General features: G+C 68.2%; 27 protein-coding genes. 18 read left to right on the plus strand and 9 right to left on the minus strand.

From position 1 onward, the window contains the following. The first annotated feature begins 21 nt into the window (after nt 1–21). On the plus strand, nt 22–867 hold the full coding sequence (gene hisG / locus ACSMFO_RS02060) for an ATP phosphoribosyltransferase (RefSeq protein ID WP_038513903.1): 846 nt from the start codon (nt 22–24) through the stop codon (nt 865–867). A gap of 71 nt (nt 868–938) precedes the next feature. On the opposite strand, the gene ACSMFO_RS02065 is transcribed toward hisG, so the two are convergent. From ACSMFO_RS02065 to ACSMFO_RS02075, 3 genes are all read right to left on the minus strand, one after another. After that, on the minus strand, nt 939–1,874 hold the full coding sequence (locus ACSMFO_RS02065; protein WP_037337476.1) for a ParA family protein: 936 nt from the start codon (nt 1,872–1,874) through the stop codon (nt 939–941). Between the two features lie 67 nt (nt 1,875–1,941). Beyond that, nucleotides 1,942–2,727, minus strand: coding sequence for a thioesterase family protein (locus tag ACSMFO_RS02070; protein WP_436456629.1), 786 nt, complete (start codon nt 2,725–2,727; stop codon nt 1,942–1,944). A 172-nt stretch (nt 2,728–2,899) separates the two neighbouring features. After that, nucleotides 2,900–3,793, minus strand: coding sequence for a RecB family exonuclease (locus ACSMFO_RS02075; protein ID WP_038513898.1), 894 nt, complete (start codon nt 3,791–3,793; stop codon nt 2,900–2,902). A gap of 128 nt (nt 3,794–3,921) precedes the next feature. On the opposite strand from ACSMFO_RS02075, the gene ACSMFO_RS02080 reads away from it, so the two are divergent. Continuing rightward, a complete protein-coding gene (locus ACSMFO_RS02080; protein ID WP_051972523.1) occupies nt 3,922–5,073 on the plus strand; it encodes a M50 family metallopeptidase in 1,152 nt (383 codons plus the stop codon). A gap of 58 nt (nt 5,074–5,131) precedes the next feature. Next, nucleotides 5,132–5,956 carry a tRNA (adenine-N1)-methyltransferase gene (locus ACSMFO_RS02085; protein WP_007035384.1) on the plus strand — a complete coding sequence of 275 codons (825 nt, stop codon included), beginning with the start codon at nt 5,132–5,134 and terminating at the stop codon, nt 5,954–5,956. Between the two features lie 498 nt (nt 5,957–6,454). On the opposite strand, the gene ACSMFO_RS02090 is transcribed toward ACSMFO_RS02085, so the two are convergent. Next, nucleotides 6,455–6,910, minus strand: coding sequence for a hypothetical protein (locus ACSMFO_RS02090; protein ID WP_436456630.1), 456 nt, complete (start codon nt 6,908–6,910; stop codon nt 6,455–6,457). A 7-nt stretch (nt 6,911–6,917) separates the two neighbouring features. Further along, the gene (locus ACSMFO_RS02095; RefSeq protein ID WP_038513892.1) at nt 6,918–7,739 is read right to left on the minus strand and encodes a hypothetical protein; all 822 of its coding nucleotides are present in this window, start codon (nt 7,737–7,739) and stop codon (nt 6,918–6,920) included. A 362-nt stretch (nt 7,740–8,101) separates the two neighbouring features. Between ACSMFO_RS02095 and arc the strand changes: the two genes are divergently transcribed. Then, entirely contained in the window at nt 8,102–9,904 is a 1,803-nt protein-coding gene (gene arc / locus ACSMFO_RS02100) for a proteasome ATPase (RefSeq protein WP_037337492.1), read from the plus strand. A gap of 54 nt (nt 9,905–9,958) precedes the next feature. Here the strand turns inward: arc and ACSMFO_RS02105 are convergent, their stop codons facing one another. Then, the gene (locus ACSMFO_RS02105; RefSeq protein WP_436456631.1) at nt 9,959–10,870 is read right to left on the minus strand and encodes a DMT family transporter; all 912 of its coding nucleotides are present in this window, start codon (nt 10,868–10,870) and stop codon (nt 9,959–9,961) included. Between the two features lie 144 nt (nt 10,871–11,014). On the opposite strand from ACSMFO_RS02105, the gene ACSMFO_RS02110 reads away from it, so the two are divergent. From ACSMFO_RS02110 to ACSMFO_RS02120, 3 genes are read left to right on the plus strand one after another with little or no spacing between them, the layout of a single operon-like run. Continuing rightward, on the plus strand, nt 11,015–11,359 hold the full coding sequence (locus tag ACSMFO_RS02110; protein WP_038513887.1) for a hypothetical protein: 345 nt from the start codon (nt 11,015–11,017) through the stop codon (nt 11,357–11,359). Next, nucleotides 11,356–12,309, plus strand: a complete 954-nt coding sequence (locus ACSMFO_RS02115; RefSeq protein WP_436456632.1) for an aldo/keto reductase — start codon at nt 11,356–11,358, stop codon at nt 12,307–12,309. The genes ACSMFO_RS02110 and ACSMFO_RS02115 overlap by 4 nt, the downstream gene beginning before the upstream one ends. A gap of 56 nt (nt 12,310–12,365) precedes the next feature. Further along, nucleotides 12,366–12,971 (plus strand): hypothetical protein, encoded by a 606-nt coding sequence (locus tag ACSMFO_RS02120; RefSeq protein ID WP_436456634.1) that lies wholly within the window; start codon nt 12,366–12,368, stop codon nt 12,969–12,971. Here ACSMFO_RS02120 and ACSMFO_RS02125 read toward each other — a convergent pair. Continuing rightward, nucleotides 12,968–13,486 carry an NUDIX hydrolase gene (locus ACSMFO_RS02125; RefSeq protein WP_038513880.1) on the minus strand — a complete coding sequence of 173 codons (519 nt, stop codon included), beginning with the start codon at nt 13,484–13,486 and terminating at the stop codon, nt 12,968–12,970. The genes ACSMFO_RS02120 and ACSMFO_RS02125 overlap by 4 nt on opposite strands. A gap of 43 nt (nt 13,487–13,529) precedes the next feature. On the opposite strand from ACSMFO_RS02125, the gene dop reads away from it, so the two are divergent. The 4 genes from dop to prcA all read left to right on the plus strand — a co-directional run bounded on the left by dop (nt 13,530) and on the right by prcA (nt 17,058). Then, nucleotides 13,530–15,032 (plus strand): depupylase/deamidase Dop, encoded by a 1,503-nt coding sequence (dop, locus tag ACSMFO_RS02130; protein WP_038513877.1) that lies wholly within the window; start codon nt 13,530–13,532, stop codon nt 15,030–15,032. Between the two features lie 97 nt (nt 15,033–15,129). Next, nucleotides 15,130–15,324, plus strand: coding sequence for a ubiquitin-like protein Pup (locus tag ACSMFO_RS02135; protein WP_005150863.1), 195 nt, complete (start codon nt 15,130–15,132; stop codon nt 15,322–15,324). Between the two features lie 77 nt (nt 15,325–15,401). Next, nucleotides 15,402–16,238 carry a proteasome subunit beta gene (prcB, locus tag ACSMFO_RS02140; RefSeq protein WP_038513874.1) on the plus strand — a complete coding sequence of 279 codons (837 nt, stop codon included), beginning with the start codon at nt 15,402–15,404 and terminating at the stop codon, nt 16,236–16,238. A gap of 52 nt (nt 16,239–16,290) precedes the next feature. After that, nucleotides 16,291–17,058 (plus strand): proteasome subunit alpha, encoded by a 768-nt coding sequence (gene prcA, locus ACSMFO_RS02145; protein WP_436456636.1) that lies wholly within the window; start codon nt 16,291–16,293, stop codon nt 17,056–17,058. A gap of 295 nt (nt 17,059–17,353) precedes the next feature. On the opposite strand, the gene ACSMFO_RS02150 is transcribed toward prcA, so the two are convergent. After that, nucleotides 17,354–17,992, minus strand: a complete 639-nt coding sequence (locus ACSMFO_RS02150) for an RICIN domain-containing protein (protein WP_436456637.1) — start codon at nt 17,990–17,992, stop codon at nt 17,354–17,356. A gap of 285 nt (nt 17,993–18,277) precedes the next feature. Between ACSMFO_RS02150 and ACSMFO_RS02155 the strand changes: the two genes are divergently transcribed. Beyond that, nucleotides 18,278–19,252, plus strand: coding sequence for an ArsR/SmtB family transcription factor (locus tag ACSMFO_RS02155; protein WP_436456639.1), 975 nt, complete (start codon nt 18,278–18,280; stop codon nt 19,250–19,252). On the opposite strand, the gene ACSMFO_RS02160 is transcribed toward ACSMFO_RS02155, so the two are convergent. Then, nucleotides 19,249–20,727 carry a bifunctional phosphatase PAP2/diacylglycerol kinase family protein gene (locus ACSMFO_RS02160; protein WP_436456640.1) on the minus strand — a complete coding sequence of 493 codons (1,479 nt, stop codon included), beginning with the start codon at nt 20,725–20,727 and terminating at the stop codon, nt 19,249–19,251. The two genes, ACSMFO_RS02155 and ACSMFO_RS02160, sit on opposite strands and share 4 nt — an antisense overlap. A gap of 147 nt (nt 20,728–20,874) precedes the next feature. On the opposite strand from ACSMFO_RS02160, the gene pafA reads away from it, so the two are divergent. The 6 genes from pafA to ACSMFO_RS02190 all read left to right on the plus strand — a co-directional run bounded on the left by pafA (nt 20,875) and on the right by ACSMFO_RS02190 (nt 24,710). Beyond that, nucleotides 20,875–22,233, plus strand: coding sequence for a Pup--protein ligase (gene pafA / locus ACSMFO_RS02165; RefSeq protein ID WP_037337524.1), 1,359 nt, complete (start codon nt 20,875–20,877; stop codon nt 22,231–22,233). An 89-nt stretch (nt 22,234–22,322) separates the two neighbouring features. Next, complete coding sequence (locus ACSMFO_RS02170) at nt 22,323–23,045, plus strand: hypothetical protein (RefSeq protein WP_436456641.1); 723 nt, start codon at nt 22,323–22,325, stop codon at nt 23,043–23,045. After that, a complete protein-coding gene (locus ACSMFO_RS02175; RefSeq protein ID WP_436456643.1) occupies nt 23,045–23,368 on the plus strand; it encodes a hypothetical protein in 324 nt (107 codons plus the stop codon). The genes ACSMFO_RS02170 and ACSMFO_RS02175 overlap by 1 nt, the downstream gene beginning before the upstream one ends. A gap of 24 nt (nt 23,369–23,392) precedes the next feature. After that, nucleotides 23,393–23,551, plus strand: coding sequence for a hypothetical protein (locus ACSMFO_RS02180; RefSeq protein WP_436456645.1), 159 nt, complete (start codon nt 23,393–23,395; stop codon nt 23,549–23,551). Beyond that, on the plus strand, nt 23,548–24,150 hold the full coding sequence (locus ACSMFO_RS02185; RefSeq protein ID WP_436456647.1) for a hypothetical protein: 603 nt from the start codon (nt 23,548–23,550) through the stop codon (nt 24,148–24,150). The genes ACSMFO_RS02180 and ACSMFO_RS02185 overlap by 4 nt, the downstream gene beginning before the upstream one ends. Beyond that, nucleotides 24,147–24,710 carry a hypothetical protein gene (locus tag ACSMFO_RS02190; RefSeq protein ID WP_436456648.1) on the plus strand — a complete coding sequence of 188 codons (564 nt, stop codon included), beginning with the start codon at nt 24,147–24,149 and terminating at the stop codon, nt 24,708–24,710. Before ACSMFO_RS02185 ends, ACSMFO_RS02190 begins: the two co-directional genes overlap by 4 nt. Nucleotides 24,711–24,717 lie beyond the last annotated feature (7 nt).

Genomic DNA, 24,717 nt, shown 5'->3' on the forward strand with positions numbered 1-24,717 from the left:
CCGGAGAACCAAGGAGAAGCAATGCTGCGTGTCGCCGTGCCGAACAAGGGAGCCCTCGCCGCCGCCGCGACGGAGATGCTCGGCGAGGCCGGCTACCGCAAGCGACATGAGGCCCGCGACCTGACCGTCCTCGACACGGTCAACGAGGTCGAGTTCTTCTTCTTGCGTCCCAAGGACATCGCGATCTACGTCGGATCCGGCGAACTGGACCTCGGCATCACCGGCCGCGACCTCGCGCTCGACTCAGGCGCCCCGGTCGAGGAGATCCTCGGCCTCGGCTTCGGCGGTTCCACCTTCCGGTACGCCGCGCCGGCGGGCCGGGAGTGGCGGGCCGAAGACCTGCAGGGCAAGCGGCTCGCGACGTCGTACCCGCGGCTCGTGCGCGAGAACCTGAAGCAGCACGGCGTGGAGGCGGAGGTCATCCGCCTCGACGGCGCCGTCGAGATCTCGATCCAGCTCGGCGTGGCCGACGCCATCGCGGACGTCGTCGAGTCGGGGCGTTCGTTGCGCCAGCACAACCTCGTGGCCTTCGGCGACCCGATCTGCGTGTCGGAGGCGGTGCTGCTGCAGCGGGCCGGCACCGAGCACACCCGGCCCAAGGATCAGCTGAAGGCACGGCTGCAAGGTGTCGTCTTCGCCCAGCACTACATGATGCTGGACTACGACTGCCCGCGGTCGCTGCTCGACGCGGCCATCGCGATCACGCCGGGACTCGAATCGCCGACCGTCGCGCCGCTGGCGCACGAAGACTGGGTGGCCGTGCGGGCGATGGTGCCGCGCAAGGAGGTCAACCGGATCATGGACGAACTCGCCGAGACCGGCGCCAAGGCCGTCCTCGCTTCGGACATCCGGGCCTGCCGCCTCTGACCCCGCTCCAGACGCCATGAAAGGTCCTTTCCTTGCAAAATTTGCAAGGAAAGGACCTTTCATGGCGTTGGCTAGCGGGGTCGGTTGGGCTTCTTGGGCATCAGGTCGTAGAGCTTCTTGCGCGCCCCGTTGTCCTTCGCGCTGCGAGTCACCGAGACCTCGGTGATGAAATCCTCGAAGACGAACTCCTCGTCCGCGGGCACGATCGCCGCGGCCGGATGGTTGCGCAGGTAGCCGTCGAGTGTCTCCGCGATCTCCCGGAACGACAGCGCCTGCAGCGTTTCCGGCGCGTACGTCGTCACCGGCACGCCGTGCGCGGCGGCTTCGTTCATCACGACGCCGAGCGGGACGTGCGACAGCATCGGGATCCCGAACGCGTACAGCTCCTGCAACGCCGCGGCCGCGTAGTGCGAGATCGGGCGGCGGTACAGCCCTGGCACGAGGCCGTAGTAGGCGATCGGCGGACGGCCGACGGTCTGTTCGACGTAACGCACCTGGTCCGAAAGCAGGCGCAGCGCGCGGATGCTCGTCCGGTCCGGCTGCACCGGCACGAGGATCCCGTGCGAAGCGGCGAGCGCGTTGTTGGTCAGCACGTCGAGCGCGGGTGGGCAGTCGATGATGATGTGGTCGTAGTTGGCGAACTGGATGACCCTGGCCAGCTGCCAGCCGGGCACCCGGAACTGGTCCAGCCGCCGGATCAGGTCGAACATCCCCGGCGAGGTCGGGATGACGTCGAACGCGCCGCCCCGCCCGAGGTTGCTGCGCGGATGCCGGACGACGAGTTCCTCGATCGGGCCCTTCCACACCTTGGTCAGGGCTTTCGCGAGGCTGGGCATGTCCGGTGCCACCTCGTCCAGGCCGAGGAGTTCAGTGGTCGCGTGGCCCTGTGGGTCGAGGTCGATCAGCAGCACCCGGCGGCCGCGTTCGGCCAGTGCGGCCGCCGCGCCCACGCTGAGTGAGGTCTTGCCGACCCCGCCTTTCTGGTTGACCACCGAGGTGATCTGCATGCCGAAGCGCTCCCTGTGTCTGTTGTTCCGGGAAGGCTATTGGAAACCCGCCGAGAAAGCGCGTCTATCAGCCCGCCTGTCGCGGCCGCACCAGCAAGGCCTGCGCCCCGGAGGCGATCGGCCCCGACGCGTCGTGCAGCGTCGTGGTCGCCGTGCCGATCCCGTTCGGGCCGACCAGGGTGGCCGCGTCGACGCCGATCCAGTCGCCGAGGGGCGGGCGGCGGAGGTGCACCGTCAGCTCGGAGTTGATGAACCACCACTCCCGCGGGTCCAGGAAGTTCGAGATCCCGTTGCCGGAATCCGCCAGCACGAACAACCGCTGCAACGGGCTCGGCTTCTCCCCGTCCACGAGCGTGACGCGCTGCCTTCCCCAGACGGTCGCGGGGCCGGGTTCGTCCAGTGCGCCCTTGACGCTGCGCCACTCGACGGCCTCCAGGTATCCGCCGTGCCAGCCCTCCGGCCAGTTCGACGCGGGCAGGCCGTCCGGCGACGGCAGCGCGGGAGCATCCGCCGTGGCCACCGCGGTGGTGTCCGACGTCGCGATGCGCCACGCCGAGGCGCGGGCGACGACCCGCTCGCCGTGGGAGAGCTCGGCCGTCAGCCACTCGACCGACCGGCCCGGCCGTTCCACCCGGGCCCGTACCGACAGCTCCTTCAACGGCGCGGGCCCGAGGATCTCGACCGTCACCCGTGCCAGCTGGCTCGCGTGCGGCGCCTCGACCTCTTCGAGCGCGCGGACCAGCAACGCCGAAGGCGGGCCGAAGTGCTGCGCATCCGGGGTCCACGGACCGGCGGTGTGCGGGGTCGGGAGGAAGACGCCGTCACCCGACGGCACGTAAAAAGCTTCTGTCACATACGCACCCTAGGCCGTGTCCGATGAGGCCGTTCGCGGTCTCCGCGCCCAGGCTCCCCCTGACGGCACAGGCGGATGCGGCCGAGTACGACCCGGTACGAGGCCGATCCGCCCGCACCGCCAGGAACCACGTGGATCACGAAGCCCATCGAACGGACTCATCGGACACGGCCTAGTCCGCACGGTCCAATACGGACTCCTCGCCGGGATCCGGTTCCGGCCAGCCCGGGTACGGCGGGGGAGTGCCGCCGTACTGCGGGCAGAGGGCCTGGTGATCGCACCACGCGCAGAGTTTGCTCGGATTCGGCCGGAAGTCGCCGGTCTTGCCCGCTTTGAGGATCGCCTGCCAGATCGCCTCCAGCGTGCGCTCGAAGCGGATCAGCTCGCCCTCGTCGGGCGTGTAGGCCAGGGACTGCCCGTCGGTGAGGTACATCAGTTTCAGCTGGCGCGGCACGACACCGCGAAGCCGCCAGAGGACCACGGCGTAGAACTTCATCTGGAACATCGCCTTGGCCTCGCCGATCTCGCGGGGCGCGGCACCGGTCTTGTAGTCGACCACGCGGATCTCACCGGTCGGCGCCACGTCCAGCCGGTCGACGTAGCCCCGGAGCAGCACACCGGAGCCCAGTTCGATCTCGACGTGCAGCTCACACGCTTCCGGCTCCAGGCGACGCGGATCCTCGAGGCCGAAGTAGGTGTCGACTAGCTGCTCGGCCGAGGAGAGCCACGAGGTGACGGCGTCGGGGTCCTCCTGATCGAACAGGTCGATCCACTCCGGACGTTCCGAGGACAGCTCCTCCCACGCCGGCGCGAGCAGCTCCTTGGCCTGCGGAGGGGTGCGATCGGCCTGCGGAAGGGAGAACAGGCGCTCCAGCACGGAATGCACCAGCGTGCCGCGCAGCTGGGCCTTCGTCGGGATCTCGGGCAGTCTGTCGACCGCGCGGAAGCGGTAGAGCAGCGGGCACTGCTTGAAGTCGCTGGCACGCGACGGGGACAGGGCCGGCCGACGGCGCGGGACTTCGGCGCCGGGCGGCGGATCGGCGGTGACCGTGTCGGTGTCGGGCATACGGGAAGCGTATCGCCGGGCACCGACAGTTCCGGGACCGCAACGCACCGGAGCGGCATGACCGACACCACCCGGACGGGAAGGGCGGGTTACCGGCACCCCACACCTGGGCATCTACGCTTCGACACATGGCGGTGACGGGTGAGCAGGGCCCGCCTCGACGAGGCGTGGCACCAGAGGGTGGGCTCCTGCTGTTCCGGGTCTCCGGGATCCCCGTGCTGCTGGCCCCTTCGTGGTGGATCGGCTCCCTGATCATCGTGGTGCTCTACACACCGCTGGTCGGCCGGATCCTGCCCGGAGTCACCACGCTGACCTCGTGGCTGCTGGCCGCCGCGTTCGCGGTCCTTCTCGGACTGTCGGTGCTCGCGCACGAACTCGGGCACTGCCTGGTCGCGCTGCGCCTCGGCATCCCGGTCAGGCGCCTGCGGTTGTTCCTGCTCGGCGGCCTCTCCGAGGTCGCCAGGACTCCCCGTCAGCCTCGGCAGGAAGGGCTCGTCGCCGCCGCGGGACCGGTGGTTTCGTTGCTGCTCGGCGGATTCTGCGGGCTGCTGATGTTCGCCGTCCCGCCGGAAAGCGCCGCCTGGCTGCTCATCGCCGAATGCGCCGTCGCGAACTTCGCCGTCGGGATCTTCAACCTCCTTCCCGGACTTCCGCTCGACGGCGGACGGCTGGTCCGCGCCGGGGTCTGGGCCGTCACGGGACGCCGCGAGAAGGGCACGCGCGCGGCGGTCGTCGGCGGCGGTGTCGTCGCGGCGGGACTGGTCGTCTGGGCGCTGTGGGGTTTGGCGGCGGGCAGCGAGGACCGTTGGCTCCGCCTCGGTGTCTGCGTCGTGACGGCGTGGTTCGTGGTCCTCGGCGCGCGAAGCGAGCTCGCCGCCGAAACACGCCGAGGGTGGCCGGAAGGCGTCCGGCTGAGCGAACTCATCCGGCCCGTTCTCCAGCTTCCCGCGGAAAGCCCCGTTTCGGACGCGCTGGCCGCTTCGGCCGGCCGCGGGGTGGTCCTGGTGCGCGCCGACGGCGTCGCCGCCGGGCTGCTCGACGAGACGGCCGCCGCGCAACTGGCCGGGACGTCGCCGCACGCGCCCGCGGAGATGGCCGCGGAGCCGATCCGCGCCGACACCGTGCTGCTCTCCTCGGAGTCGGGGGAGGAGATCGCCGAGCGGGTCAGGGAAACCGCCGCGTGGCAATTCCTCGTCGTAGACGACGAAGGCAGGCCCGCGGGGGTGCTCCGGCGGGAAGACCTGCGCGCCGCGATGACCCGGAGCCGACCCCCGGCGTAGCGCGGTACGGCCACCTGCGAGGATCGGTCGTCGATCAGTTTGCGTGTATGGAGGTTCAGTGTCGGTCCGTGGGCCGTTTCGTGTTGGTGACCGGGTTCAGCTGACCGACTCCAAAGGGCGGCACTACACCATGGTGCTCGCCGAGGGACAGCAGTATCACACCCACCGCGGCGCGCTGGCGCACGACGACGTGATCGGTGCGCAGGAGGGTTCGGTCGTCACTTCGGCCGGCGGCAGCCACTATCTGGCGCTGCGTCCGCTGCTGCCCGACTACGTGTTGTCGATGCCGCGTGGCGCGCAGGTGATCTACCCGAAGGACGCCGCGCAGATCGTGATGTGGGGCGACATCTTCCCGGGGGCGCGGGTGCTTGAGGCCGGCGCCGGTTCCGGCGCGCTGACCTGCTCGCTGCTGCGTGCGGTCGGTTCGGAAGGCACCGTGCAGTCCTACGAGATCCGGGACGACCACGCCGAACACGCCGAGCGGAACGTGGAAAAGTTCTTCGGCCACAAGCCGGACAACTGGTCGCTGACGGTCGCGGACCTTTCGACGCACACCGGCGAGGTCGACCGCGTCGTCCTCGACATGCTGGCGCCTTGGGATCAGCTGGAGACGGTCGCCGCGCATCTGGTGCCCGGCGGCGTGCTCACGGTCTATGTGGCGACGGTCACACAGCTTTCGCGGATCACGGAAGCCCTGCGGGATCAGCAGTGCTGGACCGAACCGGAGTCGTGGGAGACCCTCATGCGGCCCTGGCACGTCGTGAGCCTCGCGGTGCGGCCGGACCACCGGATGGTGGCGCACACCGCGTTCCTGCTGACGGCGCGCCGTCTGGCGGACGGGACCGTGTCGCCGCGGGTCCACCGGCGCTCCGGCAAGGGCTGATCGATACTGGTGGCCGTGCTCGCCTGAAGGACCCTTTCCCGGCACCTGACGCAGGGCACCGGCAAAGTCGTATAAGCGCTGGTCGGTGCCACTCTTGGTGATTCGGACCGGATCTTCGAACGGGGCGGTTGGCAGGAGGCTCGACCGGATTATGTCCACAAAGGACACCAGTCGTGTCTTGGGTTCTTCTGGCCTCGGGGTGGCTGAAGGGGCCTTTCACCGCATGGGACGGGGGTAAAGCGCCCTTCGTCGCATGCGATGAGGGGGACGTGCCGTGAATGCCCGCAGGGACGCTCTTCGCCGGCTGAATGTCCGATTGATGTCTACATACCCGATTTGTCGAAGGGGTCGTGAGTGATAAAACGCGTTAGAACGCTCTTTATCACTCACGACCCAGCCCACACGCATCACGACTGGACACCGATACGGACTTAAGGCACGAACTTCTGACGCAGGACACTAGGCGCGAGGAAGGGGTCCTTCACGGATCGCGGGCGATCACTTCACGCACCACTTGCCGTCGTGCTTCTTCAGCGGGAACGGCGTGTCCTTCTGGCCGCCCGCACCCTCGACGTGAACGGTCACCGAGGCGGAGTCGCCGCTGACCGACGGCGGATCGGGGACGGTGGCGGTGACCTTCCCCGCGGCCGCCCACTTCCGGCCGAGCTCGGCCAGATCGGCTGAGGACTGCTGGACGCAGGTGAGCTTCCCGAACGCCGTCGCGTCGTGATTGACGATGGCCGCGGCGATCGCCTTTCCGACGACTTCGACCGCGGCCACGTCCGGATCCACCGGCACCGGACGGGACGAACTCGGCCCCAGCGAGGGCGTGACACTGCTCGACGCGGCCGGGTCGGAGCCGGACGGGGCCACCAGCAGCAGCCCCACCACGACCCCGGCCACGACCGCGCCGCAAACCACCGCGACGGCGGTCAGCTTGTGGCTCACCGTCACGGGTAGGTCACTTCTTGTCGGCCTTGATGTCCTTGAGGCACCACAGGTCCGATTCCTTGGCCGCGGTGATGGTGCCTTCCGCGGTCTTGGTGCCCTGGGTGGCGCGGTAGCGCCCGGTCGCCCGGTCGCCGCTTTCCTTGGCGGGCTCGATGATCTCGAGCTTGATCGGGTCGAGCGGCTTGCCCTCGTCCTTGGTGTTCTCGCTACGGCAGATCAGGTCGAGGAACGTCTTCTTGTCACCCGCGCTATAGGAAGTCGCGGCGCCTTCGAAGACCTCCTGCGGCGTGGCCTTGCCGCCCGGCGCCGGACCGGAGCTCTTGGTCGACGACGTGCTCGGCGAGCTGGACCTGGTGCGCGTCGAGCTCGGCTTCTGCGACGAGGACGGGGCCTCCGACGGAGCGGCGCTGCTGGAGGGCGGCGCGGCGACCGGGTTGTCGTCGCCGGAGTTCAGCGCGATGACCAGCGCGGTGACACCGCCACCGACCAGCACGACCGCGCCGATCGCGATGCCGACGATCAGGCCGGTCTTCTTTTTCTTGGGTGGCTCTCCGCCGCCGTAACCGCCTTCCTGCGGGTACGCGTTGAAGCCGCCCTGCTGCCCGTACGGATCCGGCTGGCCGAACTGCTGCGTGCCACCGGGGTATCCCTGCTGGGGCTGAGGACCGCTCTGCGGGTAACCACCTTGCTGCTGGCCGTACGGGTCCTGCTGTCCGTACTGGCCGGCGCCGGGGTATCCCTGTTGCGGCTGGGGGCCGCTCTGCGGGTACCCGCCCTGCTGGCCGTACGGATCCTGTCCGTAGCCGCCGGGCTGCTGCGGCGGGTATGTCATGGCTGGTGCCCCCTAGCTGTTCCGCGAAAATGCTCAACATGACCTGCGGGTCCGCCTCCCCGGCGAACGTCGCCCGATGCTAGCCATCGAGCCGGATCGCCGCTCGATTAGGGCCGAACTGAGACCCGAAACCCGTTTGCACCCGGACGGAGCCGGGTATTCCGTCGCAGGTCAGGGCAGGTGGACGGATTGTGACCATGAGTGCGCCGGACCCGGCACCGGGATGGCCCCTTGCGCGTCGCGAAGGTACGTGCTGGTGGGTCGTCCGGAACGCGACGCGCCGATCTTGTGATGCGGAAAGGCCTTTTATTGTCGGTGATCGCCGGTACCGTGGAATGAAAAGCACTCCGAGGAGGTGCCCGATGCATCATGACCTTCCCGGAGGTCGGCGCGAGGAGGCCGACCCTTCAGAAACGACCGGAGCTGGAACCACGTCCGACGAGCAGGCACGTCAAATCCGCTTCCTCGAGGAGGAAGTCGCCCTGCTGCGCCGGAAGCTCACCGATTCCCCACGTCAGAACCGAGTGCTGGAGCAGCGACTCGCCGAGGCGTCGGAACGCGTGAGCCAACTCACGGAACGCAACACGAAACTGGTCGAGACGCTCCGCGAGGCGCGTGGCCAGTTGCTCGCGTTGCGGGAGGAGGTCGACAGGCTGGCCCAGCCTCCGAGCGGTTACGGCGTGTTCGTCACCGCGTACGAGGACAACACGGTGGACGTGTTCACCGCGGGCCGCAAGATGCGGGTTTCGGTCTCACCCGCGGTCGAGGTCTCGTCGCTGCAGCGCGGACAGGCGTTGCGGCTCAACGAGGCGCTCACCGTCGTCGAAGGCGGTGACTTCGAGCGGATCGGCGAGGTCTGCGCGCTGCGCGAGGTGCTGGCCCCGGACGTCGAGGGCGGCAGCCCCCGTGCGCTCGTGGTCGGTCACGCGGACGAGGAGCGGGTCGTCCTGCTCTCCGACCCGCTGGCCGAACAGCCCCTCAAGCCGGGCGATTCCCTGCTGGTGGACTCGAAGGCCGGTTACGCCTACGAGCGCGTGCCGAAGGCGGAGGTCGAGGATCTCGTGCTGGAGGAGGTGCCCGACGTCCGCTACGAGGACATCGGTGGCCTCACCCGGCAGATCGAGCAGATCCGCGACGCCGTCGAGCTTCCGTTCCTGCACGCGGATCTGTACCAGGAGTACCAGCTGCGTCCGCCGAAGGGCGTGCTGCTCTACGGGCCTCCTGGCTGCGGAAAGACCCTCATCGCCAAGGCGGTGGCCAACTCGCTCGCCAAGAAGGTCGCGGAAGCCCGCGGCGACTCGGCGGACGGGAAGTCCTACTTCCTGAACATCAAGGGTCCGGAACTGCTGAACAAGTTCGTCGGGGAGACCGAGCGGCATATCCGCCTGATCTTCCAGCGGGCTCGGGAAAAGGCCTCCGAAGGCACCCCGGTGATCGTGTTCTTCGACGAGATGGACTCGATCTTCCGCACCCGCGGTTCGGGCGTGTCCTCCGACGTGGAGACCACGATCGTCCCGCAGCTGCTTTCGGAGATCGACGGTGTCGAGGGCCTGGAGAACGTCATCGTCATCGGCGCCTCCAACCGCGAGGACATGATCGACCCGGCGATCCTGCGGCCGGGCCGGCTCGACGTCAAGATCAAGATCGAGCGTCCGGACGCCGAAGGCGCGAAGGACATCTTCTCCAAGTACCTGTCCGACGGCCTCCCGATCCACGCGGACGACCTCGCCGAGTTCGGCGGGGACGTGAAGGCGACCTTCGACGCGATGATCCAGCACACCGTCGAGCGGATGTACGAAGAGACGGACGAGAACCGGTTCCTCGAGGTCACCTACGCCAACGGTGACAAGGAAGTCCTGTACTTCCGCGACTTCAACTCGGGCGCGATGATCCAGAACATCGTGGACCGGGCGAAGAAGTCGGCCATCAAGTCGGTGCTGGAGACCAAGCAGCCCGGCCTGCGCGTGCAGCATCTGCTGGACGCGATCGTCGACGAGTTCGCGGAGAACGAGGACCTGCCCAACACCACCAACCCGGACGACTGGGCCCGGATCTCCGGCAAGAAGGGCGAGCGGATCGTCTACATCCGCACGCTCGTCACCGGCAAGAACCAGGATTCGGGGCGGGCGATAGACACCGCCACGAACACCGGTCAGTACCTGTAGTTCGAACCGAAGGGGCCCTTCACCGCGCGCGTTGCGGTGAAGGGCCCCTTCGCGTCACACGGCTACGGCTTCTTCGACCTTCTTGCGCGGGCTCAGCCGCCCGTGCGCGGCCAGGATGCCCAGAACGACGAGCAGCGCGCCGACGGGCTGGTTCCACGCCAGGGGTTCGTCGAGTACGAGAACGCCGAGCAGGACACCCACAACCGGTGTGAGGTAGGTCACTGCCGAAGCGTTCGACGCGCCCCACGCGGCGATGATCGACGCGTTCCAGGCGTACGCCAGACCGGTGCCGAGCGCCCCGAGCGCGATCATGCTGAGCACGATCGGCGTGTCGAGGCGCACGGGCGTCGTCGCGATGAACGGCGCCAGCGCCAGCATCACGACGGCGCCGCAACAGACCTGCCCGAGCGCGATGGTCGGCGCGTCGAGGTTCCGCCAGGAGATGAACCGTCGCACGTAGACGAACGAGATCCCGTAGCAGGTCGTCGCGCCCAAGCAGGCCAGCTGCGCGGTCAGCTCGTGGGAGACGTCGATCCCTTGCCAGACCCCGACGATGGTGAGCACTCCCAGGAATCCGAGGACCAGACCGGTCGTGCGGGCCTTCGTGAACCGTTCCGACGGCAGGGCCGCGGCGGCGATGAGCATGGTGATCAGCGGTGTCGTCGCGTTGAAGATGCTGGCGAGCCCGGACGAGATGTACTGCTCGGCCCAGGAGAACAACAGGAACGGGATGACGCACAGCAGCACGGAGACGACCGCGAGATGGCCCCAGAGCGCCGGATCGCGGGGGAGTGGCTTACGACGCCAGGCGGCGATGGCTATCAGCGCCACCGCGCCGAGGCAAACGCGGGAGAGTGCCACTTGAGCGGGTGACAGGCCGGTGAGACCGACCTTGATGAACAGAAAACTCGCACCCCATACGATCGCGAGCGCCGCGAACCGGATCGCGATACTGAAACGTCCCAATTGTCCTTCTCCTGATTCCGCAAGTCCGCGCTCAGTGAATCCCGGCATCCCCCTTGCGCTCCAGCGGTTTTCGGACGATGTGTCCGACGCCTCCCGCGTGGCGCTCGGCCGAATCGGCCGTATAACGACCTATACTTCCGGGCCGTGAGCGAATCCTCCGGGCGCCCGCGCGCGCCGATCACCGAAGCCGATGTCCTGGCCTGGCTGGAAACGACGGCCGCCGCCGTCCGCTCGGGCGAGGTGAGCGCGCCCGAGCTGATCGAGCTGCTGGGCGAGTTGCGCCGCGCTTCCGCCGCTTGCGCCGACGCCTCCGACTGGGCGCTGCTCGCCGCGAGGGAGGAGGGCGCCAGCCTCCGTCAGATCGCGCCGGTGTTCGGCAAGGGTTACGTTCGGGCCCCGGCGGCCCGCCTCGAAAAGCTGCACCGGCAGGCACAGAATTCGGGCCAGTGGCTCGCGATCCTCCGCCACAAGAACGAAGGAGCCCGGTGACGGACACGGAAATCCCCGTCGGCGACCGGATCGCCGTCGGACTGGCGGCACTCGGCAGGCCCGCCTACATCAACCTCGGCCGGGCCGAGGCGTTGCCGCCGGGACGTGGGTTCGAGGCGATGCGCGCGGCGACCTACGCAGTGCTGGACGACGCGTACGGCGCGGGCGTCCGCTGGATCGACGTCGCCCGTTCGTATGGTTCTTCGGAGGAGTTCCTGGCCGGCTGGCTCGCCGACCGCGGGCACGCGGACGTGACGGTGTCGAGCAAATGGGGCTACCGCTACGTGGGGGAGTGGAAGCTCGACGCGCCGGTGCACGAGGTCAAGGAGCACACCGCCGCGCGGTTCGCCGGGCAGTGGGCGGAAACCGTTGACCTGCTGGGAAAGGCGGTTTCGCTCTACCAGGTCCACTCGCTCACTGTGGACAGTCCGCTGTTCACCGACGACCGGCTGATCGGCGCGCTCGCCGAACTCGCCGCCGGCGGTGTCCCGGTGGGCTTCTCCACGTCCGGTCCCGCCCAGGCGGACGCGGTACGGCGGGCGTTCGAGCTGGAGGTGGCCGGAACGCCGGTGTTCAGCGCCGTGCAGTCGACGTGGAACCTGCTCGAACCCTCGGTCGGCCCGGCGCTCGCGGAAGCGCACGCCGCCGGGAAACGGGTGCTGGTCAAGGAAACCGTCGCGAACGGACGGCTCGTGGTCGAGCCGCCGTCGCCGCTCGCGCGGATCGCGCGGGAGCACGGGACAGGGCCGGACGCGGTGGCCATCGCGGCGGTGCTCGCGCAGGACTGGCGGCCGGTCGCGGTCATCGGCCCGTCGAGTACGGCGCAGCTGCGGGAGAATCTCGTTGCCGCGAAGGTAAAGCCGACCGCCGACGAACTCGCGGAACTCGCCACGCTCGCCGAGGAGCCGTCCGCGTACTGGCGGCACAGGTCCTGCCTCGGCTGGCAGTGAAGGGCTGGACTAGTCTCGCGGCAAACGTCAGGCGGGACATCGGGGAGGACTCGAGAGTGCGTCATCGGCAGGTACTCGCGGTGGCGACGGTCGCGCTGTTCGGCCTGTCGGGATGCGCCGACCGTCCCAACGACCTCGACACCTACTACGACGACCCGACACCGACGCCCACGGTCGAGCCCGCACAGCCTTCGGTCAAGCCGCAGGCCAATCCGGTTCCGCCGTCGTCGACCCAGGCTCCCGTCCCCGCGGCCGTCTCCGCCGCGTTGCTGACCGACGAGGACGTCGCCGAGGAAGAGGTCGTTCCCGGTGAGAGCAAGGTGTCCGGCTGTCTGACCGGTATGACGCGAGGCACGAGCCGTTCGGCGTCGTGGTCGTACCCGAGCGGCTCGACGCTGGAACACCAGGTCACCGAGTACGCCGACCAAGACGCGTCGGACGTCGTCACCCAGGCGGACTGCGAAGGCAGGAAACTCACCCTGACGAAGCAGACCGGCATCGAGGTCCAGCGCGCCTGGTGCGCGGACACGACGTGCACGGTGTTGCTCGCCAAGGGGAAACTCGTCTCCGCCCTCAGCGTGACCGCCGGAACCGAAGCGCGGGCGACGGACGCGGCGAAGCGGTTGTTGCCGATCGTCGCGCAGCGCCTCCGTTCGGCCTAGCGCGCGTCTTCCCGCCGGAACCATTCCAGAGCGCCCAGCCGACCGTCCGGGATGAACCGGCTCTCCGGATCGTCGAGCCACGAACGCAACTCACTCAGCGTCAGCCAGCGGCCTTCGACCACTTCGGACGGCTGATGGACGAAAGGGCCGTCCCAGCGCGTTTCGAAGGCGAAGTTGTGGGCCCGGATCGTGTCGTCGTCGGTGACGTGGACGAAAAGCGGGCGCAGTTCCACTCCGTGAACACCCAGTTCTTCAGCCAGTTCCCGGCGCGCGCATTCCTCCGGCGTCTCGCCCGCGGCGACGATGCCGCCTGCCCAGCAGTCCCATGTGGAGGGATAGACGTCCTTGGTGGCCGTACGGAGATGCACGTAGACACGCTCTCCGTCACTCGAACGGACCAACACCACGCCCGCCGCGTGCCAGAGTCCCTCGGCGCGGACCCGGGAGCGCGTGGCCGCTCCCACCGCGGTTCCGTCGAGGTCATAGAGCGCAACGAGTTCGTCACTGCCTGACATGGGGGGCATCGTCGCACGCCTCCGACCCCGTAGGGTGGTGGGTATGCGGCGGATCATGGGAACCGAAGTCGAGTACGGCATCGCGGTGCCGGGCGACGCGACGGCGAACCCGGTACTCACCTCGACCCAGGTCGTGCTCGCCTACGCGGCCGCGGCGGACGTCCCGCGGGCGAGGCGGGCACGCTGGGACTACGAGGTGGAATCACCCTTGCGCGACGCCCGCGGGTTCGACCTGACCGGCCCGAGCGGCCCAGGGCACGACCCGGACGTCGAGGACCTCGGCGCGGCGAACGTGATCCTGACCAACGGGGCGCGGTTGTACGTCGACCACGCTCACCCGGAGTACTCGGCGCCCGAGGTGACGAACGCGCGTGACGCGGTCATCTGGGACAAGGCGGGTGAACGGGTCATGGAGGAGGCGGCACGCAAGGCGGCCACCGTCCCCGGGCAGCCCCCGCTTCAGCTGTACAAGAACAACGTCGACGGCAAGGGCGCGAGCTACGGCACGCACGAGAACTACCTGATGCAGCGGTCGACCCCGTTCACCGCGGTGATCGGGGGACTGACGCCGTTCTTCGTCTCCCGTCAGGTGATCACGGGTTCCGGCAGGGTCGGCGTCGGGCAGCAGAGCGAGGAAGCGGGCTTCCAGCTCTCGCAGCGGTCCGACTACATCGAGGTCGAGGTCGGCCTGGAGACGACGCTCAAACGCGGCATCATCAACACCCGCGACGAGCCGCACGCCGACGCGGACAAGTACCGCCGTCTCCACGTCATCATCGGCGACGCGAACCTGGCCGAGTACTCGACGTATCTCAAGGTCGGCACGACGGCGCTGGTGCTGGACCTGATCGAGGCGGGTATCCGGTTCGACGACCTGAAACTGGACGAGCCGGTGCGGGCCGTGCACCAGATCAGCCACGACCCCACGCTGAAGGCCAAGGTGTCGCTGGCCAACGGGCGCAAGTACACCGGGCTGGACCTCCAGTTCGCCTACCACGAGATCGCGTCGGCGAACCTGGAGCGCACCGGCGCGGACGAAGCCTCCAAGGAGGTCCTGCGGGTCTGGGGCGAGATCCTCGACGCGCTGGCACGGGACCCCCAGGAATGCGCGGACAGGCTGGACTGGCCGGCGAAGCTGCGGTTGCTCGAGGGCTACCGCGCGCGGGACCAGCTGGCCTGGGGCGCGCCGCGGTTGCGGCTGGTCGACCTGCAGTACTCGGATGTCCGGTTGGACAAGGGCCTGTACAACAGGCTCGTCACCAGGGGCTCGATGAAGCGCCTGGTGACCGAGGAGGAGGTGCTGGAGGCGGTCACGACCCCGCCTTCGGACACCAGGGCCTATTTCCGGGGCCGCACGCTGGAGAAGTACGCCAACTCCATCGCCGCGGCGTCGTGGGATTCGGTCATCTTCGACGTCGGCAGGGAATCGCTGGTGCGGATCCCGACGTTGGAGCCGTTGCGGGGCACGAAGGCCCACGTGGGGAAGTTGCTGGACGACTCCGCGACCGCCGAGGAGCTGGTGGAGGCGCTCACCGGTTCGGACTAGCGGGATTTCCTTTCATCGGGGTTAAGCGATCACGGATCCCACGGAATGTCGGGACCGCTGGGTAGGCTAGGAAACATCGGCCACACCGGGAGGCGAGATGGCTCAGGAAAAGATCGAAAAGCACGGCGGAGGCGACTCGGACGAAGAGTTCGAGGGCGGCGGTCCGGCGGGCCAGGAGCGGCGCGAGAAGCTCGGTGAGGACGTCGACACGATCCTCGACGAGATCGACGACGTGCTCGAGGAGAACGCCGAGGACTTCGTGCGCGCGTACGTGCAAAAGGGCGGCGAGTAGCTCGTTTTCCGGCGGCCCCGGGCCGGGGCCGCCTGTGCGGAGCCGGCGGATCACACAGATTGGAACTTTGAGCACGTATGGAACACACCTCGGGTAAGTCGGCGCTGCCCGCCGCGTACTTCTCGTCGGCGACCTCGTCGTTCTCGGACTTCCTTCGGGCGCAGGCGCCCGAGCTGCTCCCGGAGCGGCGGGTCGCGACGGGCGCGGGCGGGCTGGACGCGCCGCACGGCACGACGATCGTCGCGGTCAAGTTCGCGGGCGGGGTGCTGATCGCCGGTGACCGGCGGGCGACGTCGGGCAACCTGATCGCCTCACGCGACATGGAGAAGGTCCACGTCACCGACGAGTACTCGGCGGTGGGCATCGCGGGCTCGGCCGGGCTGGCGATCGAGATGGTGCGGCTGTACGCGGTCGAACTGGCGCACTACGAGAAGATCGAGGGTGTCTCGCTCTCGCTCGACGGCAAGACGAACAAGCTCGCGGGGCTGGTGAAGTCCAACCTCGAGATGGCGATGGCCGGGCTGGCCGTGCTGCCGCTGTTCGTCGGATACGACCTCGACGCCGAGGACGCGAAGCACGCGGGCCGCATCGTCTCGTACGACGCGACGGGCGGGCGCTACGAGGAGAACGCCGGCTACCACGCCATCGGCTCGGGTTCGCTGTTCGCCAAGGGCTCGCTGAAGAAGCTGTACGACCCCGACGCGGACGCCGAAGGCGCGATCCGGACGGCGGTGGAGGCCCTGTACGACGCGGCGGACGACGACAGCGCGACCGGCGGACCGGATCTGGTGCGCCGGATCTTCCCGACGATCGTGACGGTCACCGCGGAGCAGGGTGCGGTGGCGTTGCCGGTCGAGCAGACGACCGCGGTGGCCGAGGCGGTCGTGGCCGGACGAGCCGAGCGCGGGCGCTAGCCCTTCTCCCTGTCCCCTTCCCGATGAGAGCCCGAAAGAGCGGAGCACCACAGTGACGATGCCGTTGTACGCCTCTCCCGAGCAGTTGATGCGGGAGCGTTCCGAGATCGCGCGCAAGGGCATCGCGCGTGGCCGGAGCGTGGTCGTGCTCAAGTACCGCGGTGGCGTGCTGTTCGTGGCCGAGAACCCCTCGGCGACGTTGCACAAGGTGTCGGAGATCTACGACCGGATCGGTTTCGCGGCCGTCGGCCGCTACAGCGAGTTCGAGAACCTCCGTGTCGCCGGTATCCGGCACGCGGATCTGAAGGGCTACCAGTACGACCGGCGGGACGTCAGCGCGCGTGCGCTGGCGAACGCCTACGCCGCGACGCTGGGCAGCATCTTCACCGAGCAGCTGAAGCCGTTCGAGGTCGAGGTCTGTGTCGCCGAGGTCGGCGCGACCGCCGCCGAGGACCAGCTGTACCGGTTGACCTACGACGGTTCGATCTTCGACGAGCCGAAGTTCGTCGTGATGGGCGGTCAGGCCGACACGCTCACCACGAAGCTGAAGGAGAGCTTCGAGCCGGACATGGAGCTGGGCGTGGCGCTCGGTGTCGCGGTGAAGGCGTTGCGCGACAACACTCCCACTCCCACACCCGCGAACGGCGATTCGGACCCGGTGAAGCTCGAGGTCGCCGTGCTGGAGCGGGAGCGGCGGGGCCGCAAGTTCCGCCGGGTCGCAGGTGCGGCTCTGGAGGCGCTGCTGCCCGCCGAGCCCGAAGAGCCGAAGAAGGACGACGCCGACGGCGACAAGCCCGAAGGTGAGTCCAAGAAGGACTGAGCCTCTCTGTACGCGAAGGGCCCCTTCCCGCTTTGGGAAGGGGCCCTTCGCGTTCTCGCCCCACGTTTGTACACAGTGGAGCGTAGTGGCGGCGTGGTGTGGGCTGAAGGCTCCCTTCACCGAGTCTGATGCGGCGAAAGGAGCCTTCGCCCCCGGTCGGCTACGGGAGCGGCGGTCCGGTCCTCGGCAGCGAATCAGGGATCACTTGAGCGACGTGGACGCCGGAAAGCCGTGAAGGCCTCCTTCCCTACCTTGAGAGCAGGGAAGGAGGCCTTCACGGAGCGATCAGCCGAGATCAGGCGGGGGTGTCGCCCCACCACTGGCTGCGGCCGCCGGCGATGAAGCTCCACAGCTGGAGCCGCGTGCCGTTGGTGGACGAGTTGCCCTCCGCGGTCAGGTAGCGGCCGCTGGCCGGGCTCTGGAAGCGGACGTAACCCTCGGGGTTGACGGTGCCGCTCCACCACTGGTTCTTGGCACCGGCGATGAAGTCCCAGAGCTGGACGATGGTGCCGTTGCGGTTGATGCTGTTGAGGTCCGCGTCCAGGTAGCGGCCGCTGGCCACGTTCTGGAAGCGGGAGTAGCCCTCGGGGTTGTCGGTGATGTAGAACGCCTGGTGGTCCGCGTTCAGGTTGCAGTCCCAGAGCTGCATCTTGGTGCCGTTGCGGTTGATGCTGTTCAGGTCGGCGTCCCAGCACTTGTTCGGGTTGAGCCCGGACGGGATGAGGTACATGTCCGCGTCGGCGACACCCGCGGCCTGCGTGCGCGCACCGGTCGAGGTGCGCTTCACCGGGATGAGCTTCATGCCGTGCACGGTGACCGTGTTGAACCCGTCGCCGGCGGGCTTCGGGGCCGCGGTCGCGGCCGGAGCGGTGACCAGGGTCAGGACACCCGCGGCGGCGGCGATGATTCCCGCCAGGCGCTTCATTTTCGTCATTTTCTTTCCCCTTTGTGGAAAGCGTTTTCTCCCAGTGAGTGAAGGGGAACGGCGGAAGACGACAGGCCGCGACGAAACGCGGCCCGCAGGCCAAGCCGATGAATCCCCCTCGTGGAAGGCTCCGCGTAAACCCCCGAGAAGCGGGCCTTCTCCGAACATCATTCAGGTCTGAACCACGGCCGTCGAGGAGATTTCCGATAGCGGCAATAATGCTGTTCAGCGATGTAACGGAATGGCGCGCCTCGCGATCACACGGCGACGACTTCGAGCAAGGCGAGGACATCCGTGCGCATCGAGCTGACGTTGCAGGACCTGACGCGTGTTCGGCTCGCGCCCGAAGCCGATCCCTTGGCCGAGCTGGTTTCGAGTCTGCAGATCCTGCAACGGCGCGACGCGGGTTCGGCGTTGTTCAACCGGTGGCGGCATCGGGTCCGGCTCGGACTGGGGGAGTCGGCTTCGGTGCTGTTGTGGTTGTGTCGCCCGTATGCGCCGATTCCGGCGTTCCTCGTACCGGGCGTGGACGAAAGTGGTTTGGAGGCGGGGCTCGCGGAAGTCGCCCGCACCGACCCGCTGTGCTTGAAATCGGCGTTGCGGGATTTCCCGGTGAACCGGGAGCTGCCGTCGTGGGCGGCGGGATTGCCGGACGGGGACACGGCCGGGTTGCCGAAGCTCGTCCAGGCGATGCAGGACTACTTCGAACTGTCGTTGGCGCCGGGCTGGGAGCCGGCGCGCGCACAGGTGGACGCGGACCGGGGGATGCGGGCGCAACTGCTCCTGCACGAAGGCGCCGACGCGATGCTCACGAGTCTGCGGCCGCTGGTGCGCTGGGCTTCGCCGGTGCTGGAGGTCGGCGACGGGATCGTCGGTTCCTACGGCGCGGACGGCGGCGGGCTGATCATCTCGCCGACGTACTTCGCGGTGTGCCCGGTGATCGTCCCGGCGGCGGGACGATCACCGGTCCGGCTGCTCTACCCCTCGGTGCGGCAGGCGGCCCCGTCGACCGGATACGGCCGCGACGTGCGGAGATCGCCGGACACCGCCCTCGCCGACCTGCTCGGCCCGACGCGGGCGGCGACACTGGCGGTCCTGGCGGTCGGCTGCAGCACGTCGGAGCTGGCCGCCCGGCTGGGCGTGACCCCGTCGGCGGCCAGTAAGCACGCCGCCGTGTTGCGGCGCGCGGGGCTGATCACCACCGAACGGGACCGCAACGCCGTGCTGCACGCGCTGACGCCCCTGGGTACCGCGCTGCTCGGTAATTAGAGCCGGTAGATGGTGAGCGCGCTGGGCCGGGACCGGAAGCGGAAGTCGTTGCCGAGCGGGCCGACCTCGCCGTCGGTGGCGACCCGGCGGTTGCCGTTGAGCAGCCGGACGTGCAGCTCCGGGACGTCGAGCTCCTGGTAGACGTGGCTGGCGTTGAGGCTGTTCGTGATCGTCGCGAGGATGAACCGCGCCCGCGAATACGGCAGGTCGGCGCGCAGGTAGCGCACGTCGAGAAGACCGGTGTCGAGGGCTGGGCGGCGTGAGGGCGCGAAGCCCTTCGGCGAGTAGGTGCCGTTGCCGACGAACAGCAGCCAGATGCTGGTGTGCTTGCCGTTGAGGGTCACTTCGAGCGGCTTCGCACGCCGGAGGGTGCGGGCGAGCGCGATCGCCGCGGACGGCCACTTCGGATGCCGCTTCTGCAGCTTTTCCCGGATGCGGACCATCTCCGGGTAGCCGCCGAGGCTGGCGGTGTTGACGAAGTAGCGGTGGTCATCGTCGTCGTTGATCTCGACCTCGCCGAGGTCCACTCCGACGGCGTTGCCGGCTTCGGTCGCGGCGTCCGCGTCGGGCATCGAACGCATGCCGACGTCGCGGGCGAAATGGTTGAGGGTGCCCGCCGGGATGAGCGCGAGCGGCAGGTCGTGGTCGGCCGCGACGGCGGCCACCGCGGCGACGGTCCCGTCGCCACCGGCGACACCGAGCGCGCGCACGGTGTTGTCGCGGGCGGCGATCTCGTCGCAGAGCTGATCGCGCAGGTCCCGTTTCGCGTCCGGGTACAGGATGGTGGCCTTGGGCCAGGCGAAGCGGGCTTCCTCGGTCGGGTCCTGGCCGTCGATCCCCGAATGCGGGTTGACCAGGACGAGCATGTCCTCGCCGTCGCGCATTTCGGGCGCCTCGGCGGTGTGCGCGGTGCGGCCGGGGACGTCGTCGTTCAGCGGCCACCAATGCCGCGTCAGCAGGCCCGCGCCGACGCCGATGCCGATCCCCACCCCGACGTCACTGGGCCAGTGGACGCCCGTGTGGATCCGGGAATAGGCGACCGCGGCGGCCAGTGGTGCGAGGGCGGCGCCCGTCTTGGGCGATTCCATCGCGACGGCCGTGACGAAGGCGGCCGCCGACGCCGAGTGTCCGGACGGGAACGACGACGAAGTCGGGCGCCGGACGAGGCGCCGGTGCATCGGCACCTCCTCGGCGGCGGGACGGCGGCGCGGGAACAGCGGCTTGCCGATCAGGTTCGCCGCCGCGCTGGCCCCGGCGATGGCGGCCACGCCGCGGAGCGCACCCCGGCGCGTCGGACCCTTCTTCGCGGCGAGAGCGATCGCGACACACCACCAGAGTTTGGACTTGTCCGCACTTTTGGAGAGTGAGGTGATCACGTCGTCGGCCCTGGTCCTCGGCAGGGCCGCACTGCGGGCCATCAGCCGCCGATCGGTCCGTCCGACCTTGCGGAAAGGGCGTTTGAGCTGCTTTAACACGGGTTCCCCACTTCCGGGCCGGGACGTCATGCGCGTGATACCCGATCGGGACTTCCCGCACACCTTTCACCGAATGCAACGTACCGACCGCGTGTCGCCGCCCGAACGGCGCACCTTCAGTGGGTCCTCACCGCCTACTCTGGTGGGATGCAGCGGCGGATCTTTGGCATCGAGACCGAGTACGGGGTCACGTGCACCTTTCACGGGCAACGCAGGCTCTCCCCGGACGAAGTGGCGCGTTACCTGTTTCGGCGTGTCGTGTCCTGGGGGCGTTCGTCGAACGTCTTCCTGTCGAACGGCTCGCGGCTCTACCTCGACGTGGGCTCCCACCCCGAGTACGCGACGGCCGAATGCGACGACCTCGTCCAGCTCGTCACGCACGACAAGGCCGGTGAGCGCATCCTCGAGGACCTCCTGGTCGACGCCGAGCGGCGGCTGGCCGACGAGGGCATCGGCGGCGACATCTTCCTGTTCAAGAACAACACCGACTCGGCGGGCAACTCCTATGGGTGCCATGAGAACTATCTGGTGACCCGTGCCGGGGAGTTCTCGCGGATCGCCGACGTGCTGCTGCCGTTCCTCGTGACCCGGCAGCTGATCTGCGGCGCGGGCAAGGTGCTGCAGACGCCGCGCGGCGCCGTGTACTGCCTGTCCCAGCGAGCGGAACACATCTGGGAAGGCGTCTCCAGCGCCACCACGCGTTCGCGGCCGATCATCAACACCCGCGACGAGCCGCACGCCGACGCGGAGCGCTACCGGCGCCTGCACGTGATCGTCGGCGACTCGAACATGGCCGAGCCGACCACGATGCTCAAGGCGGGCTCGGCGAACCTGGTGCTGGAGATGATCGAGGCCGGCGTCCAGTTCCGCGACTTCACGCTGGACAACCCGATAAGGGCCATCCGCGAGATCAGCCACGACCTCACCGGCCGCCGCCAGGTGCGGCTCGCCGGCGGCCGCGAGGCGTCGGCGCTGGACATCCAGCGCGAGTACCACGCCCGCGCCGTCCAGCACGTCAAGGAGACGGGTTCGTCGCCGCAGTCCGAACGCGTCGTCGAGCTGTGGGGCCGGGCGCTGGAGGCGGTCGAGCAGCAGGACTTCAGCAAGATCGACACCGAGATCGACTGGGCGATCAAGCACCGGCTGGTCGAGCGCTACCGCAACAAGCACGACCTCGATCTGTCGAGCCCGCGGATCGCCCAGCTCGACCTGGCCTACCACGACATCCGGCGTGGCCGCGGCATCTTCGACCTGCTGCAGCGGAAGGGGCTCGTGCGGCGGGTCACCGACGACGGCGAGATCGAACTGGCCAAGGACACCCCGCCGCAGACCACGCGGGCGAAGCTGCGTGGTGACTTCATCGCCGCCGCGCAGGCCGCCGGGCGCGACTTCACCGTGGACTGGGTGCACCTCAAGCTGAACGACCAGGCGCAGCGGACCGTGCTGTGCAAGGACCCGTTCCGTTCGGTGGACGAACGCGTCGAGAGGCTCATCTCCTCGCTCTGATCGACACCCGGCTCAGAACCGGCCGACACGCGGTTGTCACTCCAGGTACCGTGGACGTCGCTGTGGGTTCTGAGCCGGGGAGGGCGAGGATGGACGACGATCGGTGGGCTTTCGAGGACGAACTGGAACAGGACGACGATCCGCCGAAGTCGTCCTACACCCATCCGGTCCCCGAGGAAGACCGGATCAGCGGTCAGGACCAGGACGGTGTCGTCACCGTGGTCGTGTCACCGGAGGCTGACGTCCTTTCGGTGGTTCTCGCCCAGCAATGGAAACACTCGGTCGATCCGCGTGGACTGCCCAGTGCTGTAGTAGCCGCTGCGAACACCGCCACCATCGCTGCTTTGGCCCGGCAAGTGGACGATGTGGCCCGTAACCCGCCTGCCATGCCGACCTTCGGCGCGACACTCGCGTCCACCGCCGACGAGTCGCCTCTCGGAACTCAAGACATGCTCCGGCTCGTGGAGGCCGCGACCGCCGAGTTGGCCCGGTTCACCCAACAGGCCGCCGCGGTCGTCGACCGTCGCATCACCGCTGAGAGCGGCGGTGGCCATGTCCGCGGCACAGTGGTCAACGGGCAGATCGTCGCCATGGAAATCGACCCGTCGTGGGTGGCGCAGGTGCGTGCGGGTGAGATCGAGAGTGAAGTCCTCGACGTTCTCCGTCAGCTTCGAGGGGCCAGCGTCCCGCCAGGCCTCTCCGACGGCCCGCAGGGCCCCGCGATCGCCGAGATCATGGGGTTGCTCTTCGACCCGCATCGGATGGCCCGTCGTGTCGGTCTCGAACCGTCGATCAGCAAGGAGCAGCCGTAATGGCGGACGCCTACGACATCGCGCTGGCGCTGGACGCGCTTCGTTCGGACGCGGACCTGTGGGACGCCGCCGCGGACGATCTCGCCCCTCCTCGCGCGGCGATCGACCCACTCGGCTTGACGCCGGATGACGTCATGTCCTACGCGGCGGCGAAAGGGCTCGACAAGCAATACAACCAGGCCCGCGCCCTCATTCAGGACATGATCGACCAGGCAGGAAGCAATTTCCGCGCACTGTCCACCTCCTTGCGAGCGGCGGCCGATCGGTATGCCCACGACGAGGACCAGCATGTACTCGACATCGATCGTGCCGGCCGAGGCTAGCGACACCTCCGAGGGGAATCCACCATGACGACCGCTGGAGCCAATCCGGTCATCGATCAGTCGATGGAAAAGCTTCGTGAAATCGAAGACAAGATCCGTGAGCTGTTCGACAAAGTGAACGATGTGATGAGCTGGGTGCCGGACATCCTTTCGGACTTGATCGAACCTGTCCGCCGGGCATGAACGCGCTGAACGCGAAGATGACGGAGTTCTGGGACGCGATCAACAGGTTCACGACCAACATCGGTGACCCCGCCAAGCTGAGGCGAGTGGCCGCCGAATGGTCCGATCGGATCGGTAACAGCATCGGCGAGATCGCCGGTTCGGTCTCTCTGGACAAGCTCAAGACGAATATCGAATGGAGTGGCAAGGCGGCCGAGACGTACAAGGCCACTGTGCCCGCCCAGGTCGCGGGGCTGAACTCGCTCAAGGATCTGGGGCTGCAGATCCGGAACTCGCTCGTCAACCTCGCCAACGGTCTCGACAGCTTCTGGACCCAGATAATCGGCACCTTGGCCGCCCTGCTCATCGCCATCTTGGTGGCCATCCTCAGCGCGATTACCGTGGTCGGGATCCCGGCGGCGATCGCCATCCTGGTCGGCGCGATCGGGGCTGGAATCGCATCGATCTTCACCACCATCAGCGCAGTGGACACGCTCACGAACAGTATCGCCGTGGAGCAGACCGCGATTCTCGACAAGGTCAACTCGCTCGGGTCCACCTGGCCGAGGACCGATACGGGCTCGATGTCGCATTCATCCGACTGGAAGCGGAATTCGTGACATACCCGACCGTGTGGCCGACGGAGCCTTATCGCTGGCTCCCGCCCGGCATGATCAGCAGAATACGTGAAATTGCAACGAGTCTGGGGGCGGGCACGGCCGCCATCGGCATTGCGATCGCCGTCGTGTTGCCGATAGAAGGATACAATATTCATCCTTCCTATAACTATTTGACCAGTAGGATAACCGTCATCATGGGCCTCCTTGTGGCTGCTTGCCTATTCGGCTCGGGGATTGCGATGTTGACGTCCTGGTTGCACGTCGCTACCGGCTACGTCAGGAACAAGAGTGCGATCCTGGTGCGTGGAGTCGAAGGGGGCACGCTCGCTGGTGCGGTCTTCGGCACCTGCATCTTCTTGGTTTTTCATCTGAGCGAGGTCGCGGGTTCCGGGCGGTACGACTCGCAGGATCGCATCGAGGTGACGCCCGGCGTCGTCATGTACGCACTCTTGCCGGTTCTCGCCACGATTCTCATGATCGTGAACCTCGTCGTCGCTCACCGGTTGCTCTTCCCGACCGTCGAGAAGGTGCGGAAGCACCTTGCACGGGAATCCGGCTGACTCGGGT

This window comes from Amycolatopsis sp. w19, from assembly GCF_051373225.1.
In the GTDB taxonomy this organism is placed as follows: domain Bacteria; phylum Actinomycetota; class Actinomycetes; order Mycobacteriales; family Pseudonocardiaceae; genus Amycolatopsis; species Amycolatopsis japonica.

Excerpts from the sequence above, each read along its gene's own strand:
- hisG (WP_038513903.1), top strand. The coding sequence starts at position 22 with ATGCTGCGTGTCGCCGTGCCGAACAAGGGAGCCCTCGCCGCCGCCGCG.
- ACSMFO_RS02065 (WP_037337476.1), bottom strand. The coding sequence starts at position 1,874 with ATGCAGATCACCTCGGTGGTCAACCAGAAAGGCGGGGTCGGCAAGACC.
- ACSMFO_RS02075 (WP_038513898.1), bottom strand. The coding sequence starts at position 3,793 with ATGCCCGACACCGACACGGTCACCGCCGATCCGCCGCCCGGCGCCGAA.
- ACSMFO_RS02080 (WP_051972523.1), top strand. The coding sequence starts at position 3,922 with ATGGCGGTGACGGGTGAGCAGGGCCCGCCTCGACGAGGCGTGGCACCA.
- ACSMFO_RS02095 (WP_038513892.1), bottom strand. The coding sequence starts at position 7,739 with ATGACATACCCGCCGCAGCAGCCCGGCGGCTACGGACAGGATCCGTAC.
- arc (WP_037337492.1), top strand. The coding sequence starts at position 8,102 with ATGCATCATGACCTTCCCGGAGGTCGGCGCGAGGAGGCCGACCCTTCA.
- ACSMFO_RS02125 (WP_038513880.1), bottom strand. The coding sequence starts at position 13,486 with ATGTCAGGCAGTGACGAACTCGTTGCGCTCTATGACCTCGACGGAACC.
- dop (WP_038513877.1), top strand. The coding sequence starts at position 13,530 with ATGCGGCGGATCATGGGAACCGAAGTCGAGTACGGCATCGCGGTGCCG.
- ACSMFO_RS02135 (WP_005150863.1), top strand. The coding sequence starts at position 15,130 with ATGGCTCAGGAAAAGATCGAAAAGCACGGCGGAGGCGACTCGGACGAA.
- prcB (WP_038513874.1), top strand. The coding sequence starts at position 15,402 with ATGGAACACACCTCGGGTAAGTCGGCGCTGCCCGCCGCGTACTTCTCG.
- ACSMFO_RS02150 (WP_436456637.1), bottom strand. The coding sequence starts at position 17,992 with ATGACGAAAATGAAGCGCCTGGCGGGAATCATCGCCGCCGCCGCGGGT.
- pafA (WP_037337524.1), top strand. The coding sequence starts at position 20,875 with ATGCAGCGGCGGATCTTTGGCATCGAGACCGAGTACGGGGTCACGTGC.
- ACSMFO_RS02170 (WP_436456641.1), top strand. The coding sequence starts at position 22,323 with ATGGACGACGATCGGTGGGCTTTCGAGGACGAACTGGAACAGGACGAC.
- ACSMFO_RS02175 (WP_436456643.1), top strand. The coding sequence starts at position 23,045 with ATGGCGGACGCCTACGACATCGCGCTGGCGCTGGACGCGCTTCGTTCG.
- ACSMFO_RS02180 (WP_436456645.1), top strand. The coding sequence starts at position 23,393 with ATGACGACCGCTGGAGCCAATCCGGTCATCGATCAGTCGATGGAAAAG.
- ACSMFO_RS02185 (WP_436456647.1), top strand. The coding sequence starts at position 23,548 with ATGAACGCGCTGAACGCGAAGATGACGGAGTTCTGGGACGCGATCAAC.